The organism is Maribellus maritimus (genome assembly GCF_022267315.1).
Taxonomy (GTDB): Bacteria; Bacteroidota; Bacteroidia; order Bacteroidales; family Prolixibacteraceae; genus Draconibacterium; species Draconibacterium maritimum.
Genome location: NZ_JAIKLE010000017.1, coordinates 17,153 through 33,018 on the forward strand (window position 1 = coordinate 17,153; position 15,866 = coordinate 33,018).

Annotated in this window: 16 protein-coding genes; 11 read left to right on the forward strand and 5 right to left on the reverse strand. The window is 39.7% G+C overall.

Going from position 1 to position 15,866, the window contains the following annotated elements; genetic code table 11:
• The first annotated feature begins 35 nt into the window (after positions 1 to 35).
• Positions 36 to 2,255 carry a xanthine dehydrogenase family protein molybdopterin-binding subunit gene (locus tag K5G00_RS15575; protein WP_238767108.1) on the forward strand — a complete coding sequence of 740 codons (2,220 nt, stop codon included), beginning with the start codon at positions 36 to 38 and terminating at the stop codon, positions 2,253 to 2,255.
• A 58-nt stretch (positions 2,256 to 2,313) separates the two neighbouring features.
• Here the strand turns inward: K5G00_RS15575 and K5G00_RS15580 are convergent, their stop codons facing one another.
• Genes K5G00_RS15580 through K5G00_RS15595 form a run of 4 tightly spaced genes read right to left on the reverse strand, consistent with a single transcriptional unit; the run spans position 2,314 to position 4,726 of the window.
• Positions 2,314 to 3,030, reverse strand: coding sequence for a HesA/MoeB/ThiF family protein (locus K5G00_RS15580; RefSeq protein ID WP_238767109.1), 717 nt, complete (start codon positions 3,028 to 3,030; stop codon positions 2,314 to 2,316).
• Positions 3,014 to 3,484 (reverse strand): molybdenum cofactor biosynthesis protein MoaE, encoded by a 471-nt coding sequence (locus tag K5G00_RS15585; RefSeq protein WP_238767110.1) that lies wholly within the window; start codon positions 3,482 to 3,484, stop codon positions 3,014 to 3,016. The genes K5G00_RS15580 and K5G00_RS15585 overlap by 17 nt, the downstream gene beginning before the upstream one ends.
• Positions 3,485 to 3,495: 11 nt before the next feature.
• Positions 3,496 to 3,747: a MoaD/ThiS family protein gene (locus K5G00_RS15590; RefSeq protein WP_238767111.1), complete on the reverse strand. Its 252-nt coding sequence runs from the start codon at positions 3,745 to 3,747 to the stop codon at positions 3,496 to 3,498.
• Position 3,748: 1 nt separating this feature from the next.
• A complete protein-coding gene (locus K5G00_RS15595) occupies positions 3,749 to 4,726 on the reverse strand; it encodes a GTP 3',8-cyclase MoaA (RefSeq protein ID WP_238767112.1) in 978 nt (325 codons plus the stop codon).
• A 154-nt stretch (positions 4,727 to 4,880) separates the two neighbouring features.
• Between K5G00_RS15595 and K5G00_RS15600 the strand changes: the two genes are divergently transcribed.
• Together K5G00_RS15600 and K5G00_RS15605 are read left to right on the forward strand one after the other, a co-directional pair.
• The gene (locus K5G00_RS15600) at positions 4,881 to 5,897 is read left to right on the forward strand and encodes an XdhC family protein (protein ID WP_238767113.1); all 1,017 of its coding nucleotides are present in this window, start codon (positions 4,881 to 4,883) and stop codon (positions 5,895 to 5,897) included.
• Entirely contained in the window at positions 5,869 to 6,492 is a 624-nt protein-coding gene (locus tag K5G00_RS15605; RefSeq protein WP_238767114.1) for a nucleotidyltransferase family protein, read from the forward strand. The genes K5G00_RS15600 and K5G00_RS15605 overlap by 29 nt, the downstream gene beginning before the upstream one ends.
• Here K5G00_RS15605 and K5G00_RS15610 read toward each other — a convergent pair.
• Positions 6,489 to 7,619 carry an FG-GAP repeat domain-containing protein gene (locus K5G00_RS15610; protein ID WP_238767115.1) on the reverse strand — a complete coding sequence of 377 codons (1,131 nt, stop codon included), beginning with the start codon at positions 7,617 to 7,619 and terminating at the stop codon, positions 6,489 to 6,491. The two genes, K5G00_RS15605 and K5G00_RS15610, sit on opposite strands and share 4 nt — an antisense overlap.
• Before the next feature lie 158 nt (positions 7,620 to 7,777).
• On the opposite strand from K5G00_RS15610, the gene surE reads away from it, so the two are divergent.
• The 8 genes from surE (at position 7,778) to K5G00_RS15650 (ending at position 15,793) form a co-directional block, all read left to right on the forward strand.
• Positions 7,778 to 8,539 carry a 5'/3'-nucleotidase SurE gene (gene surE, locus K5G00_RS15615; protein ID WP_158869107.1) on the forward strand — a complete coding sequence of 254 codons (762 nt, stop codon included), beginning with the start codon at positions 7,778 to 7,780 and terminating at the stop codon, positions 8,537 to 8,539.
• The gene (locus K5G00_RS15620) at positions 8,539 to 8,844 is read left to right on the forward strand and encodes a hypothetical protein (protein ID WP_238767116.1); all 306 of its coding nucleotides are present in this window, start codon (positions 8,539 to 8,541) and stop codon (positions 8,842 to 8,844) included. Before surE ends, K5G00_RS15620 begins: the two co-directional genes overlap by 1 nt.
• A gap of 4 nt (positions 8,845 to 8,848) precedes the next feature.
• Complete coding sequence (gene lpxB, locus K5G00_RS15625) at positions 8,849 to 9,976, forward strand: lipid-A-disaccharide synthase (protein WP_238767117.1); 1,128 nt, start codon at positions 8,849 to 8,851, stop codon at positions 9,974 to 9,976.
• 34 nt (positions 9,977 to 10,010) lie between these two features.
• Complete coding sequence (gene gldG / locus K5G00_RS15630; protein WP_238767118.1) at positions 10,011 to 12,428, forward strand: gliding motility-associated ABC transporter substrate-binding protein GldG; 2,418 nt, start codon at positions 10,011 to 10,013, stop codon at positions 12,426 to 12,428.
• A 161-nt stretch (positions 12,429 to 12,589) separates the two neighbouring features.
• A complete protein-coding gene (dnaN, locus tag K5G00_RS15635) occupies positions 12,590 to 13,720 on the forward strand; it encodes a DNA polymerase III subunit beta (protein ID WP_158869111.1) in 1,131 nt (376 codons plus the stop codon).
• A gap of 91 nt (positions 13,721 to 13,811) precedes the next feature.
• Positions 13,812 to 14,618 (forward strand): 3'-5' exonuclease, encoded by an 807-nt coding sequence (locus tag K5G00_RS15640; protein ID WP_238767119.1) that lies wholly within the window; start codon positions 13,812 to 13,814, stop codon positions 14,616 to 14,618.
• Between the two features lie 72 nt (positions 14,619 to 14,690).
• A complete protein-coding gene (locus K5G00_RS15645) occupies positions 14,691 to 15,305 on the forward strand; it encodes a fumarylacetoacetate hydrolase family protein (RefSeq protein ID WP_238767120.1) in 615 nt (204 codons plus the stop codon).
• A gap of 17 nt (positions 15,306 to 15,322) precedes the next feature.
• Positions 15,323 to 15,793, forward strand: a complete 471-nt coding sequence (locus K5G00_RS15650) for a CoA-binding protein (protein WP_238767121.1) — start codon at positions 15,323 to 15,325, stop codon at positions 15,791 to 15,793.
• Positions 15,794 to 15,866 lie beyond the last annotated feature (73 nt).

The following is a 15,866-nucleotide window of genomic DNA, read 5'->3' on the forward strand; positions in this document are numbered from 1 at the left end:
TGAACCAAGGTTAATAAAACTAATATCACTGTAATATGACAATAGTAAAAACAAAATTAGATAGGCGTTCCTTTATTAGAAGTTCTGTTTTAGCTGGTGGTGGTATGCTGCTTGGCTTTAGCTGGCTGGCTTCTTCGTGTAGCACAAACACACCTAAAGAACTGTCGATGCCGGATGAATGGTTTGAAATCAACGGATTTCTGAAAATAGGAGAAAACGGTTTGGTCACCATCATGTCTCCCAATCCTGAAATTGGTCAAAATGTTAAAACATCGATGCCAATGATTGTAGCTGAGGAACTGGATGTGGACTGGAAAAATGTAATTGTAGAACAGGCTCCGCTGAATACCGATATTTTTACGCGGCAACTGGCTGGAGGAAGTCAATCCATCAGGCAAAGCTGGCCTGCCCTTCGAATGGCAGGTGCCACCGCCCGCGAAATGTTGCGTCAGGCAGCGGCGCAAAAATGGAATGTTCCCATTGAAGAAGTGAGTACAGGAGCAGGTGTTTTAGTTCATAGAAATAGTAATAAGAAAATTGGATATGGTGAAGTTGCATCAGCGGCAGCCGGCTTACCTGTTCCCGAAGAGGTGGAGTTAAAAGAAATAAATGATTTTTCCATTATCGGAACGTCCCGGAAAAATGTCGACGGTTTTAAAATCGTGACCGGGCAGCCATTATTTGGTCTCGATTACAAAAAAGAGGGAATGCTCATTGCGATGGTTGCACATCCACCTGCTTTTGGCATGAAATTGAAATCCTTTGATGCCACCGATGCGAAAGCAATGCCTGGAATTAAAGATGTTTTTGTAGTTAAAACGTATAACGATGATTACGAACTTCAGTGGTCGGATACAACATCATTTAACGAACTGGTAGCTGTTGTTGGTAACACAACATGGGAAGTAATGACCGCCAAATTAATGCTAAATGTGGAGTGGGAACCCATTTCGGATTCTAACAGAATGAATGTTCCGTCGGGATTAGAAAGTACGGCAGATCACATAAAAAAAATGACAGAAGCCGGAGCCAAAACTGGTAGTGAAGTACGCAGAGACGGAGATCCGGAAGTCGCTTTTAAAAATGCAGCTAAAATAGTTGAACAAATTTACACTGCACCTTTTCAGGCGCACAATACCATGGAGCCAATGAATTTCTTCGCTGATGTAAAAGAAGATGAAGCTGTATTGGCAGGGCCTATTCAAACTCCGGAATTTATGGAAAAGACATTGGCAGCACGCCTAGGTCTGCCTTTGGAGAAAATTGATGTACAAATGACCCGAATGGGCGGAGGCTTTGGAAGACGTCTTTATGGTCATTTTATGGTTGAAGCTGCTGTTATTTCACAAAAAGTAAAAGCTCCGGTAAAGCTGGTTTATTCACGTGAAGATGATATGACCTATGGAGTTTACCGACCCGCATATCACGCCTTGTATCGCGCAGCTTTGGATGCCGATAATAATCTTATCGGTTTTCATGTGCGGATGGGGGGTATTCCCAGTAGTCCTTTACATGCCAACCGTTTTCCGGCGGGCGCAGTGGACAACTATTTGGCGGAAAGCTGGTCAATTGATACTAACATAAGTACAGGTGCATTCAGGGCGCCGGGTTCTAACTTTAATGCTGTGGCAGAACAATCATTTCTTGATGAAGTGGCAGAAGCCGCCGGAAAAGATCCCATTCAGTTTCGTCTCGATCTGCTAAAAAGCGCTCAGGAAAATCCTGTGGGAGAACGAAATGATTACGACGCAGCCCGGTACGCTGGAGTGCTGGAACAAGTACGTGAAAAATCAGGTTGGGAAAGCGGCGCTTCCGATAAGAATCGTGGCGTGGCAGCCTATTTTTGTCATAATTCTTATGTGGCCAATGTAGTTGATATTGAAATGAAAGACGGCAGACCCGTAATTCAAAAGGTATATGCCTCAACAGATTGCGGTATTGTTGTAAATCCCGATGCTGCGGTGAACATGATCGAAGGAAGTATTGTTGATGGAATCGGACATGCGATGTACAGTGGTTTGACTTTTAACGAGGGCCAGCCTGAACAGGAAAATTTTGATTCATATCGGCTTATCAGACATGCAGAATCGCCAAAAGAGATTGAAGTACATTTTGTAAAAAATGAGATTGACCCGACAGGTTTAGGTGAGCCACCTTATCCTCCGGTTATGGGAGCGCTTGCTAATGCTTTATACAAAGCAACCGGCGAACGATACTATCATCAGCCATTTGTAAAAAACACGTTCGAAGCATAGATCGTCGCGATTTAGATTTTGACGATGCTGCGGTAATTAAATTAAAAACAGAGAGTTATTAAAATTTAAAAAGATTAAACCGGTTTTCCTGAATATTGAAGACCAGTAGTTTGCCTGTAATTATTTCTCCGTAACCAGTTATAATTTTGATGATTTCGTTGGCTTGAAGTGTGCCGGCAATTCCGGGTAAAACACCGAGTAATCCAATTTCATTTGGTTTATAGGTTCCGTCTTTGGGGACATTTGGAAATAAATCAGAATAAACCGGGCCGCCGTTGTAGTTAAAAACAGTTATTTGACCTTCGTAATTTAGCACCGACGCAAAAGCCAGCGGTTTGTTCAGTTTTGCAGAAACCTGCCCGATAAGCGCCCGGGTTTTGTAATTGTCGGAACAATCTGCAACTACATCGTAATCTTTAAATAGTTTTTCTGCATTTTTCTCATCCAACCTAACATCAAAAGTTTGAATGTCGATTTCGGGATACAATGCTGTCAATTTTTGCGAAGCCAGTTCCGCCTTCTTTTGTCCCACTTCTGCAGTTGTGTATAAAACTTGTCTTTGAAGATTTGAAGTATCCACCACATCGTCGTCTACAATTCCTATGTTACCAACTCCCGCTGCAGCAAGGTATATCAAGAGCGGGCTTCCCAAACCTCCCGCCCCGATAACCAAAACGCGCGCATTCTTCAACTTTTCCTGTCCTTTTTTTCCAATTTCCGAAAGCGAATAGTGCCGGGGAAATCGCAGCAGATCGTCGTTATTGAGCTTCTTCATGATGATGATGTTTGTGGCCCGTTTCATTAGCGTCGGTCACGCAATCGCAATTTTGTCCCCATTCACTGGTACCATCAGCAAAAAATTCATGTTTCCATATGGGAACATCATTCTTTACATGGTCGATTATATATCTGTTGGCATCGTATGCTTCTTTCCGGTGGCCGGCTCCGGTTATCACTACTACTGCACAACCACTTATTTCAACTTTCCCCAACCGATGCACACATGCTGCCTGGTTTAGCTTAAAACGCGATTTGGCTTCTTCAAGAATCCCTGCAATCATTTTATTAGCCATGGGCTCATAGGCTTCATATTCCAGATGCGTAACTTCCCTGCCTTCGTTGTTATCACGCACTTCGCCGCTAAACAGCACAACTGCTCCATTGTTGGGATGGCGAAACTCATCAAAAAGTTTGCTGTAATCTATATCTGTGTATTGCAAGTGTTTCATAATCTTTTCATTTATCCCCCACTTGATGGTGGAATTAAAAACAACGTGTCAACGGATTTTAATTTCTCATTTAGCGGAACAAATTCTTCTTTCACCGCAATCCGGCAACTTTTTAAAACTTCTTTTGCTTCCGGATTTGCTGTAGCCAACTTAGTAACAACATCTGAGTAAGTTGCTTCCGGCGCAACTGCAACTGTGGTTTCGGCTCCAAAATACTTTCGCAGGCCGGCAAAACACACAATTTTAATTGTTCTTTTATCCATTTTATCCTCCTATGTTTCTCATTGACAGTTCACTCCCATGAAATTTTGCAGGTTGTTTTAACAACAACAATCCTTTTAGTTTTTCAGTCAGAAGGAAATCATTGTTGATATAGGGTGCAAGTTTTTCACCATGCGCATTGCTCAGGCAACCGTAGAAAATTCCATTGCTATCCATACGTAACCGGTTGCAGTCGTGACAAAAAGGTGTTGATTCATTGGCAATAATCCCAAAAATACCTCCGCCGGATGTTTTCCAGTAGTGGGCAGTTTCAGCATGTTTTCTGGGAAGTGGTTCGATATCATATTTTTCTTTAATTGTTGAAAGTATATCTTTTTCTGAAAAGAAAAGACCGTTTTCAGAATGGTACAAATGCCCCATTTTCATCAGTTCCAGAAACCGTATTTTAACTCCCAGTTTTGTAGCATATTCCAGTAGCGGGACAATCTGAGATTCGTTTTTATCCCGCACAATCACCGAATTTAATTTCACGTTCATTCCCGCCTGAACCGCTGCTTCGATGCCGCCAAAAACCCTCGAAGTATCCGGGTGACGGGCAATCTTGTTAAACACATCTTTATCGATTGCATCCACAGAAATATTCACGGATTTTACCCCCGCATCAAAGAGTTTTGTAGCTCTTTCTTTCAGGTAATATGCGTTTGTAGTCAACCGGATATCGGTAATCCCAATTTGCCGGATATTCTGAACCAGAGAGTAGAGGTTTCGGTAAAGTAAAGGCTCTCCTCCTGTTAATCGTACACTTTTTAACCCGGTCAACTGATGCACTGCCTCGATAAGTTTTGCAAACTCATCCGGTGTAAGTTGTTGTTCAGAAGAAGATAATTTATCAGTGGATGCCAGAGGAATGTCCCCCGTATCATCACTAACACAATATACACATGAAAAATTACAGGTATTTAGTAAACTAATCCTCAGTTTTTCAAATCTTCTCCCCAGCTTATCTTCAATCTGTGCCATGCCCTATTTAACCATTTATGTAAAACAATTGTTCAGTTTTTAAAAACCTTTACGACTTCCGTCAGTTGTTTCTTACAGAGAACGGAACACAGAAATTCCCAACAATTTTAATTAACTTAGTGGAGATGAGATTTAGCGAATTAAATTGTACGAAATGACAAACGAAATTAGCCACCTGTTTCAAGCTTTAAAAATCTGGGAAAAATCCAGGAAAAAGGCTGTATTGGTATCGGTAGTTGCACTCGAGGGGACTTCGTACCGGAAGCCGGGGGTGAGAATGCTGATCAGCGAAGATGGAGAATATGCCGGTGCTGTTAGCGGAGGTTGTGTGGAGAAGGAAATTGAGCGGCAAGCCAAAACTGTATTTCAAACCGGCACAGCCAAAATAATGACTTATGACGGTCGTTTACGGATTGGTTGCGAAGGTGTTATCCATATTTTAATCGAACCGGTTTTTCTTTCTGATGAACTTTGGTTAGATTTTGGATCGGTACTGGAAGCACGGGAAGATTTCAAAATGGATACCTGGTTTTATCAAAAGGTGGGTGAATATGAGAACATTGGCACATTGATGACGTTAAAAGGGAAAACTTATGTTTTAAATCCGTCTTTTACACCTGACCAGATTACTGATCAAGAGTGTTTTTCACAAACCTTTGAACCACTTTTTCAGCTTTACATTTTTGGAGCTGAACATGATGCTCTCCAATTGTCTCAAGTTGCAAAATTGTTGGGGTGGAATGTAACCATCGTTGCTTCTGCCGAAGAATCCAAGTCGTGTGATTATTTTCCCGGAGCATCTGCTTTGATTACACCAGCATATGACGAAATCAGCAGATTACGTATAGATGAACAAACAGCTGTAATGTTGATGACACACAGCTTTAATAAAGACGTTCAGTATTTGCTGGCATTAAAAAACATTCAAGCAGCTTATATTGGAATGTTGGGAGCAAAGAAGCGAAGAGAACGTGTTTTTAATATGTTGCTTGAAATAGATTCTGAAATTCCATTTGATTTTCTGGACCAAATTCACGGGCCGGCGGGAATTAGCATAGGGGCAGAAAGTGCTTCAGAAATTGCTGTTTCCATTTTGGCTGAAATTTTAGGTGTGATTCGGAAGCAAAATCCGGTTTCATTGCGTGAAAAAACAGGTTCAATCCATGGATAAAATCCCTATTCTTTTATTGGCAGCAGGCAGCTCTTCCCGAATGGGGAGGCCCAAACAGTTGCTTCCCTGGGGGAAACAGACGCTTATTGAGCATCAAATAGAAACACTTTTAAAAAGTGATCAGCCAGTAAATGTTGTGCTGGGAGCAAATTCAAAAGCTGTCATTCCTTTGATTAAAAAATTTGAAATAAATGTTTTTATCAATAAAAATTGGGAAAAGGGAATGGGAAGTTCCATCGCGTCCGGAATATGTCAGCTATCCGAAAAGTCTCCTTCTGCCACGGGAGTTCTTATAACGCTTCTGGATCAACCTTTGATAACCGCTACACATATCAAAAAAATGGTAACCGGTTTTACACAGGGAAATCAACAAATTATTGTTTCTCAATCCGCTTCGGGCTGGAGAGGTGTTCCGGTTATTTTTGACAAAATTTATTTTGAAGAGCTCCGGAGATTGGATGGTGAAAAAGGTGCAAAAATTTTGATTCAACAACATAAACAGTCAGTTTCAGGAATTGCATGCGGCGAAATTCTGGAGGATATGGATACTCTTGAAAATTATCAGGAAATGATAAAGAAGGATGGAATTATTTAATCAATCAATTTATTTTCCATGTAAACGTGAATATTTCCGTTCCACGGTTTGGAACAGATGTCTATATCGCCGTCACCATCCACATCGGCAGCTTTTGCTTCGTGACAACGGTAGCCCTCCAAAATAACATGTTTTGTCCAACTCCCTGCTTTCCCATCCGTATTTTCCCAAATGATCCACTGATGTGTTCCCTGTGTCATCGGGCCACCACCACTAAACACATCTTCATCACCATCATTGTCAAAATCAAAAACTGCAAGCGAGTGAAAATCCTGTCCGGTTGAGTTTTCCGAAATCAGGTGAAATTTCCATTTTTCTCCATCGCGCCGGTTTTCCCACCAAAATACACGCGTGTCGGCTGTGTCACATTCAGCTTCGACAATATCGTTGTCGCCGTCTTTGTCGATGTCGGTTACCCAGGTTTTTAATGCGAGCCCGTATTGTCCTGCACGTGAACCGCCATCGGGGATTAAAAACGGATGTATTGTCCATGAAAATCCTGTGCCCGAATTATTTTCAAACCAACTGCTTCCCTGCACAATGTCAATGTCTCCATCGTTATCTAAATCGCCATACCCTTTCGGGTCAATACCTCCGTGAATTCCTTCACCAATAATGATATGTTCCCAGCGTTGGTCTATTTCCTTGTTTATATTGTACCAAACTAAATACGGATTATTGCTGTCGTTACTGTTGGCGATGATGTCTATATTGCCGTCGCCATTAACATCTGCTGCTACATTATCGTGGCAGGAAATAGTGAAACTGTTCCGAAAAGGAAATAAAAAATTTTTTGCATCGCCCGTATTCTCGTACCATCCGGTTCCTACCATAAAATCTGTTTTTCCATCGTTATTTATATCAATAGGACAACCACCCACATCGGTTTGTGCTCCTTCTCCCAATGGATGTAAAATCCAGTCATCTGCCGATTTTTGTTCAAACCACGATAATTTTCCCCGTTCGCCAAAAATCCAGTCAAGGTCACCGTCTTCATCCAGATCTATAAGCGCGGTTTGTCCCATTTTACTGCCGTGTTCGCCAATTTTATGAAATTGAAATTCAGGAAACTGTGCATTTGTTGAAAAGGCTAAAATACAGATTATTAGAGTGAATGATGCTTTCATTTCTTCCGGGTTTAGTACCTGAACTAATTTACTATAATTCTATTGATTTTAAAAATAGCGAAGAGTGATTATTAATTTTTGAATTGCTGCAAACTATGTTTTGTTTCCATTTTACGCCTCTATTTTTATCACTATCTTTGTTTCCAATTTGAAAAAATATGTCAGATAAACCATTTATATTAGTTACCAACGACGATGGGATTCATGCCCGCGGGCTTCAGGAGTTGGTTGAAGTTATGAAGTTTTTTGGAGATGTGGTGGTTATTTCTTCCGAAACATCAATGTCTGGAAAATCCTGCGCCATCACCGTTGATCAGCCGCTGCGGGCTGTTGAAATTGAAAAGATTCTGGGTGTACCTACTTATAAAAGTAATGGAACTCCGGTTGATAGTGTAAAACTTAGTTTTAACAGTTTGTTTGACCGCACGCCCGATTTTGTGGTTTCAGGGATCAATCATGGTGCCAATTCATCAATAAGTGTGATATACAGCGGAACGATGGGAGCAGCTATCGAGGGTAGTTTACATGGTGTTCCGTCTGTGGGCTTTTCACTCGACGACTACAGTTCGGGCGCTGATTTTTCAAAAGCGAAAATTATCGTTGCCAAAATTTTTCAGAATGTGCTTGAAAACGGTTTACCTCCTTTTACTTGTTTGAATGTAAATATTCCAAAAGGAAAACCGAAAGGAATAAAAGTGTGCCGGCAAACACATGGGAAATGGATGGAAGAATTTGAAAAAAGAACAGATCCACATGGTAGAGAGTATCATTGGTTATCGGGTTATTTTAAAAATTTTGAGGAAGGGTCGGCAGAAACAGACATTTATGCGTTGGAAAACAATTTTGTATCAGTTGTTCCCGTTGCTGTTGATATGACTTGCTACAAAACACTTGAGGAACTCCAAAACTGGAAATTTTAATGCAACAGCGAAAAAGGAGAAATCGTTGGGATCAAACAGGAATTGGTTTTTTGGCTGGTTTTTTTGTTCCCTTAATTATATTTTTTAGCGTATATTTTTTTGGCGACAGTGAAACTTCGTTTTCAAATTATATAAAAAGTCTTTGGCATATACATTTACTGGTAAAACTGGGGAGTTTGTGTGTATTTGCCAACCTGGCAATTTTTATGGGTTTTATCCAAAAAAAGTACGATAAAGCAGCAAAGGGAGTTTTGGCAGCTACATTAATTTATGCCTTTGCTGTATTGGTTTCACGGGCATTTTAAAAATATGAAGTATTATCTCATAGCAGGAGAAGCATCGGGCGATTTGCATGGTTCAAATCTTATGAAAGCATTGAATGAGGAAGATACAAACGCTCAGTTTCGTTTTTTTGGCGGCGATTTGATGCACTCAGTTGGCGGTTCGCTGGTAAAACATTATCGGGAAATGGCTTTTATGGGAATCGTAAATGTTATCCTGAATTTGAAAACCATCGGGCGTAACCTCGAATTTTGCCGGAAAGATATTCTTCAGTTTCAGCCCGACGTAATTATTTTGATTGATTACCCGGGATTTAACCTTCGTGTTGCCGAATTTGCAAAAAAGAATAATATTAGGGTTTTTTATTACATTTCACCCAAAATATGGGCTTGGAAGGAGTACCGTGTAAAAAAGATTAAAGCTTTTGTGGATGAAATGTTTACCATTTTTCCTTTTGAAACAGCCTTCTACAAAAAACACGGAATGGATGTGCATTATGTGGGAAATCCTTTGATGGACTCGCTTGAAGAATTTAAAAATGAGGCCTTGACAAAAGCGGAATTTTTGCAAAAGAATAATATGGATACCCGGCCGGTTGTTGCTTTGCTCGCCGGAAGCCGTGTGCAGGAAATAAAACGAACTTTACCTCTGATGGTAAGAATTGCCGGAGAATATCCTGATTTTCAGTTTGTAGTTGCCGGAGTAAAAAGTGTAGTTCCTGAATTATATCAAAAATACTTGCAGAACAGCAACATACAAATTATTTATAACCAAACCTATGATTTGCTGAACAATGCCCACACAGCGCTTGTCGCATCTGGTACAGCAGCATTGGAAACTGCGCTTTTTGATGTTCCGCAAACGGTTGTCTACAGGGTAGAAGGCGGATGGGTAACTGATTTTGTCTTTCGCAATATAATTTTTACCATGGCTGGAGTTTCACTGCCAAATATTATTATGGACAGAGAAATTGTTCGGGAATATATTCAGGTAAAAATGACCTTCAAAAATGTAAAAGAGGAAATGCATAAATTGCTTTTTGATGAACAATATCGAAAAAAAATAAAAGCTGACTACCTCCGTTTAAAAAAAATTATGGGTGAACCTGGCTGTTCGCAACGGGCAGCAAAAAAAATGTTTAGTTTATTAAAATAGATAAATTTGAGCGAACTCGAAATTTGCAACAAAAATGTACAGTTTATTCCGAAAAGAAATAAAAACATTTCTCGGCTCGCTGATTGGCTATCTTGCAGTGCTGGTTTTTTTATTGGTTACCGGACTGTTTTTGTGGGTTTTTCCGGGAGCGTATAATATTCCGGATAATGGTTATGCCACACTGGAACCATTGTTTTCGCTGGCTCCCTGGTTGTATCTCTTTCTGGTGCCCGCCATTACCATGCGTTTTTTTGCCGATGAAAAACGCAGTGGAACAATCGAAATTTTACTTACTCATCCAATTTCCGATTTTAAGCTTGTTTTAGCAAAATTCTTTGCGGGAATGGTTCTGGTCATTTTTTCATTATTACCCACATTGTTGTATTTCCTGTCGGTTTATTTGTTGGGCGAACCTGTTGGAAGTATCGATGTCGGCGCAACCTGGGGATCGTTTATAGGGCTGTTCCTGCTGGCGGCTGTTTATGTTGCTATTGGGGTTTTTGCTTCATCATTTACCGATAACCAGATTGTTTCTTTTATTCTGGCAATGGCGATGTCGTTTATTTTTTATCTCGGATTCGATTTTGTTGGAAGTGCTGGTGTGTCTTATCTTTTTGAAGAACTTTTGTCGTGGATGAGTATCAACAATCATTACCTTTCTATTTCCCGGGGTGTAGTTGATATGCGCGATATTATTTACTACTTCGGAATTACACTTCTGTTTCTTTATTTAACCAGTGTTTTTCTGAGAATTTCAAACTGGAAAAAAGGCAGAATAAAAAGGAATGTCGCTGTTTTTGTTGTTTTATTGATTGTTGTATTTGTTGTTTCTTCAAATTTTCTTTTCCGGCTCGATTTAACCGCCGATAAACGCTATTCGCTTTCTGATGTAAGTAAGGAAATTGTTTCGGGAATTGAACAGCCGGTTGAAGTAGAGTTTTTTCTTATTGGGGAGCTTGAGCCGGGTTTGCGAAAACTGCAACAGGAAGTTTTGGAGAAAATTGCCGTTTTAAATGTTTTTTCACCCAAACCTATTCGTATAAAATTTACTGATCCATATTCCATAGGAGATGTGGAGAAACGACAGAATTTAATTGATGAAATTGCAGGAAAGGGAGTTACACCAACCAGTTTCAGAAAACAAACCAATGAAGGAGTAAGCACAAGAACGATTTTTCCAGGAGCGTTGGTTTCGATGGGAGGCAAAGAAATGGCTGTAAATTTCTTAAAGTCGAATCCGGACTTTTCTGCCGAAGCCAATTTTAATCATTCAGTAGAAAGTGTGGAATTTGAATTGATTAACGTTTTTCGGAAGCTGATGCGGACAAAAAAGTCAACGCTTGCTTTTTTGGATGGAAACCAGGAATTAAATCAGTATCAAACGGCCGATTTTGCCAATGCGCTTTCAGGAGACTTTCAGCTTACACGAATTTTGCCCGGAGAATTACCTGCGCACGTAAAAAATGTAGATATACTGATTGTTGCAGATCCTCAGCAGCCCTTTGAAGAAAAAGATAAGTTTTATATCGACCAGTTCGTTATGCAGGGAGGAAAAGTAATGTGGCTGATTGATCCCGTGAAAGTTAGTTTGGATAGCTTGTCAAACGGGTATCAAACATATGCATTTCCCCGCGATCTGAATTTGAGTGATCTGTTTTTCCGGTATGGTGTTCGTTTAAATTATGAGTTGCTGCAGGATGTGTATTGCGCGCGCATACAAGTGAACACCGCGCTGCCCGGAAATACACCAAAATTTACGATTCATCCGTGGTATTATTCACCGTTGTTGGTTCCTTCCGATGCTCATCCGGCGACCCGAAACCTAAATAACGTTTTTTCTGAATTTGCTTCGTCTATCGATACAATCTCCGGAAATCCGGGAGCTAAAAAGAATTTTATTCTCACTACGTCGCCTAGTGCACGGAGAGTAAAATCCCCCTCTTCGGTCAGCCTTCAAAATATAAACAATCCGCCGGCGCGCGAGTTATTTAATGAAGCTTTTATTCCGGTTGGAGTAATGTTGGAAGGTACTTTTATTTCCGTTTTCCAAAATCGTATGCTCGAAGCTTTTGGTATCCCGGCATCTGAAAATATTATCAACAAAAGTAAGCCGACAAAAATGGTGGTAATTGCCGACGGCGATTTAATGGCCAATCGTGTCAACTATTCAACCAATCCGCCGCGTTTTACCGAACTTGGTTTCGACAGGGTTTCCGGCCGGACCTTTGGAAATAAGGAGTTTTTGCTTAACCTGATTTATTACCTTAATGACGACCAGGGAATTATGCAGCTTCGAAACCGGACGGTTAAAATGAGAATGTTGGATAAAGTGCAGTTGCGGGAAGAAAAAACAAAGTGGCAATGGTTAAATATTGTTTTACCTTTGGTGCTTGTAACCATTTTCGGACTGGCATATAATTATCTTCGCCGACGTCGGTTTAATCGTTTATAAAACCGTTAAAAAATCAAACTTTTCACGATAGGTTAATAACATTAAAGTTTGTATATTCGTGTACTTGGTTTATCCTTTTTAGTAATAAAAACTATGATGCTCTGAAACAGAAGCATAGAACAAATTTTCAACAGAAAAAATTAAAAATAAAATAATTACTTATGAAGTTTGTAGTTTCAAGTACTGAATTATTACATCACCTGGCCGCAATCAGCAAGGTAATCAGCAGTAAAAGTACGATGCCCATTCTGGATAATTTTCTTTTTCATCTTTCAGAAACAGAACTAACCATTACAGCCTCGGATTTGGAATCGACTTTGATTACAAGCATGGAGCTTGATAATATTGATGGAGAAGGAACAATTGCTGTTCCGGCAAAAATACTTACCGATACGCTCAAAGAATTTCCTGAGCAACCACTCACGTTTCAAATTGACAGCGAAACTTTTGCAGTGGATATTTTTTCTGATAATGGAAAATTTAGTATAGTAGGGCAGGATGGGGAAGATTTTCCTGAACTTCCTGAATTGGTTGAAGATTCTGCTTCATCGGTAAATGTTAGTCACGCTGTTCTTCAAAAAGGGATTGAAAAAACATTATTTGCAACTGCCGATGACGAACTTCGTCCGGTAATGAATGGTATTTATGTTGAAATTTCACCCGACTTTATGAGTTTTGTTGCTTCAGACGCACACAAACTGGTTCGTTACCGTCGTTCAGATGCAACGGCTGAATTTGAGTCATCGTTTATTTTGCCAAAAAAGCCGGCCAGTCTGCTGAAAAATCTGCTTCCCAAAGAAGAGTTTGACGTAAAGCTGGAATTTGACGATAAAAACGCTTTTTTTACATTGAGCAAATACAAATTAATTTGTCGTCTGGTTGAAGGAAATTACCCAAGTTATAATTCGGTAATTCCAAGTAATAACCCGAATAAAATGATTATCGACAGGTTGGCATTTTTTAATACTGTAAAACGTGTCTCTGTTTTTTCAAACCAGGCCAGCAATTTAATTAAATTGAATATCAATGATAACCAGCTGGTTGTTTCTGCTCAGGATATCGATTTTTCCATTTCAGCGGTTGAGCGCCTGAGTTGTGAATATGAAGGAGATGAAATTGAGATAGGATTCAAATCTACATTCCTGCAGGAAATTTTAACCAATATCTCAGCCAGTGATGTAAAGGTTGAATTGAGTGATCCTACAAGAGCAGGTCTTTTACTTCCTGCCGAAACTGACGATGAAGACGAAGATGTTTTAATGCTTCTGATGCCGATGATGATAAACGCATAAAATCGAATAATTATAAATGTGGAGGGTATCCCAAAAATCAGAATGGAAATCAAGATGGTTTTTCGGATACCTTCTTTTTTAATTTAAGCGAATGAATCTTACATTAAAAAATCCGGTAGTCTTTCTCGATTTGGAAACAACGGGAATCAACATAGTTACTGATCGAATTGTAGAAATTGCTTTGTTAAAAATTCATCTTGATGGAAGTGAGGAAGAAAAGCTTATGCGCATTAATCCGGAAATGCCAATTCCTGAAGAAGCGTCAAAAATTCATGGAATAGTCAACGAGGATGTAAAAGACGAACCAACCTTTAAGGAGGTGGCTAAAACACTGGCCAAATTTTTGGAAGGTTGTGATTTAGGGGGGTTTAACTCCAACCGTTTTGATATACCTTTGCTTGCAGAAGAATTTCTGAGAGCAGATATTGATATCGATTTCAAAAAAAGAAAATTTATCGATGTTCAGGCGATCTTTCATAAAATGGAAAAACGTACTTTGGCAGCAGCATATAAATTTTATTGTAATCAGCAACTGGTTGATGCACATAGCGCTATGGCCGATACGAAAGCTACATACGAGGTTTTGAAGGCACAACTTGACATGTATAAGGATGTGGTTTATGAAGATAATCACGGAAAAAAATCGGTGCCGATTGTTAACGATGTGCAGAAGTTGAGTGAATTTTCGTCGTACGACAGAAATGTTGATTTTGTGGGTAGAATCGTTTACGATGAAAATGGAGTGGAAGTGTTTAATTTTGGTAAAAACAAAGGAATTCCCGTTGAACAGGTTTTGGAAGAGCAACCCGGTTATTTTGGCTGGATTATGAATAGTGAATTTCCACTTTACACGAAACGGGTACTTACTCAGATTAAATTACGGATGATGACCCGGTAACGGTCACTTTTTTATTTTTAAGTTTAAATCAAAAATTTATTACTTAAAGTTGACAGCTATATACTTGATAATATGAAAATTATTTGTATTGGACGAAATTATATGGCGCACGCAAAGGAATTAAAAAATGAAATTCCTGACGAGCCGGTGTTTTTTTTAAAACCCGATTCGGCGTTGCTTAGAAATAACGATCCGTTTTATATCCCCGACTGGACAAAAGAAGTCCATCATGAAATTGAGCTGGTGATTAAAATTAACCGGATTGGGAAAAATATAGAAAAACGTTTTGCCCATCGTTATTTTGATGAAATTGGACTTGGGATTGATTTCACGGCGCGTGATGTTCAGCAGAAATTAAAAGAAAAAGGTCTGCCCTGGGAAAAAGCAAAGGCTTTTGACCAGTCGGCGGTAATAAGCAGTACGTTTCTGGATAAGAGTATTTTTCCCGATGCGGAAGCCATTGGTTTTAAACTGGATATAAACGGAAAAACTGCACAGGAAGGAAATTCAAAGTTAATGATGTTTGGGTTTGAAGAGATTATTTCACATGTGTCGAAATACATGACACTGAAAATTGGTGACTTAATATACACAGGTACACCTGCAGGTGTTAGCCCTGTAAAAATTGGCGACCATCTGGAAGGCTACCTCGAAGGCAAAAAGTTTTTTGACTTTTTGATAAAATAACCTTAAAAATAACCAGAATGACAACCTTGAATGAAATTAACAAGTTTCTCGGGCCAAAGAAAATGGCCATGGCAGGAGTGTCCCGTAATCCAAAGAAGTTTGGTGGGGCGATTTTTAAAGAGTTGAAAGAAAAGGGTTTTGATTTGTATCCCGTTAATCCCAATGCCGATGAGATTCAGGGAGTAAAGTGTTTTAAGTCGGTGGAGGAGCTGCCCGACCACGTTACTCACCTTTTTGTTGTAACCCCCAAACAAGAAACTCTAAGCGTTGTAAATGCAGCTGCCAGCAAGGGGATAAAAATGATTTGGATTCAACAGAAATCAGACACTCCCGAAGCTGTAAAAGCAGCAGCAGATGCCGGAATTCCGCTGATTTATAAAAAGTGTATCATGATGTTTGCAGATCCGGTTCAAAGCTTTCATAAGTTCCATCGTTTCTGGGTAAAAGCTTTTGGTGGGTATCCCAAAATGGTTCGTTCAGCAAACTGAATTGTTTGGGGCTTTTCGACTGAAGTGAGAAATCTTTGGATTGTTGCAGAGATAAGATCTTTTATTTCATCCG

Bases quoted from the DNA above. Each gene is read 5' to 3' on its own strand.
- lpxB (WP_238767117.1), top strand. From the start codon at position 8,849: ATGAAGTATTATCTCATAGCAGGAGAAGCATCGGGCGATTTGCATGGT.
- K5G00_RS15575 (WP_238767108.1), top strand. From the start codon at position 36: ATGACAATAGTAAAAACAAAATTAGATAGGCGTTCCTTTATTAGAAGT.
- K5G00_RS15645 (WP_238767120.1), top strand. From the start codon at position 14,691: ATGAAAATTATTTGTATTGGACGAAATTATATGGCGCACGCAAAGGAA.
- K5G00_RS15640 (WP_238767119.1), top strand. From the start codon at position 13,812: ATGAATCTTACATTAAAAAATCCGGTAGTCTTTCTCGATTTGGAAACA.
- K5G00_RS15595 (WP_238767112.1), bottom strand. From the start codon at position 4,726: ATGGCACAGATTGAAGATAAGCTGGGGAGAAGATTTGAAAAACTGAGG.
- surE (WP_158869107.1), top strand. From the start codon at position 7,778: ATGTCAGATAAACCATTTATATTAGTTACCAACGACGATGGGATTCAT.
- K5G00_RS15580 (WP_238767109.1), bottom strand. From the start codon at position 3,030: ATGAAGAAGCTCAATAACGACGATCTGCTGCGATTTCCCCGGCACTAT.
- K5G00_RS15590 (WP_238767111.1), bottom strand. From the start codon at position 3,747: ATGGATAAAAGAACAATTAAAATTGTGTGTTTTGCCGGCCTGCGAAAG.
- K5G00_RS15600 (WP_238767113.1), top strand. From the start codon at position 4,881: ATGACAAACGAAATTAGCCACCTGTTTCAAGCTTTAAAAATCTGGGAA.
- K5G00_RS15610 (WP_238767115.1), bottom strand. From the start codon at position 7,619: ATGAAAGCATCATTCACTCTAATAATCTGTATTTTAGCCTTTTCAACA.
- K5G00_RS15650 (WP_238767121.1), top strand. From the start codon at position 15,323: ATGACAACCTTGAATGAAATTAACAAGTTTCTCGGGCCAAAGAAAATG.
- gldG (WP_238767118.1), top strand. From the start codon at position 10,011: ATGTACAGTTTATTCCGAAAAGAAATAAAAACATTTCTCGGCTCGCTG.
- dnaN (WP_158869111.1), top strand. From the start codon at position 12,590: ATGAAGTTTGTAGTTTCAAGTACTGAATTATTACATCACCTGGCCGCA.
- K5G00_RS15585 (WP_238767110.1), bottom strand. From the start codon at position 3,484: ATGAAACACTTGCAATACACAGATATAGATTACAGCAAACTTTTTGAT.
- K5G00_RS15620 (WP_238767116.1), top strand. From the start codon at position 8,539: ATGCAACAGCGAAAAAGGAGAAATCGTTGGGATCAAACAGGAATTGGT.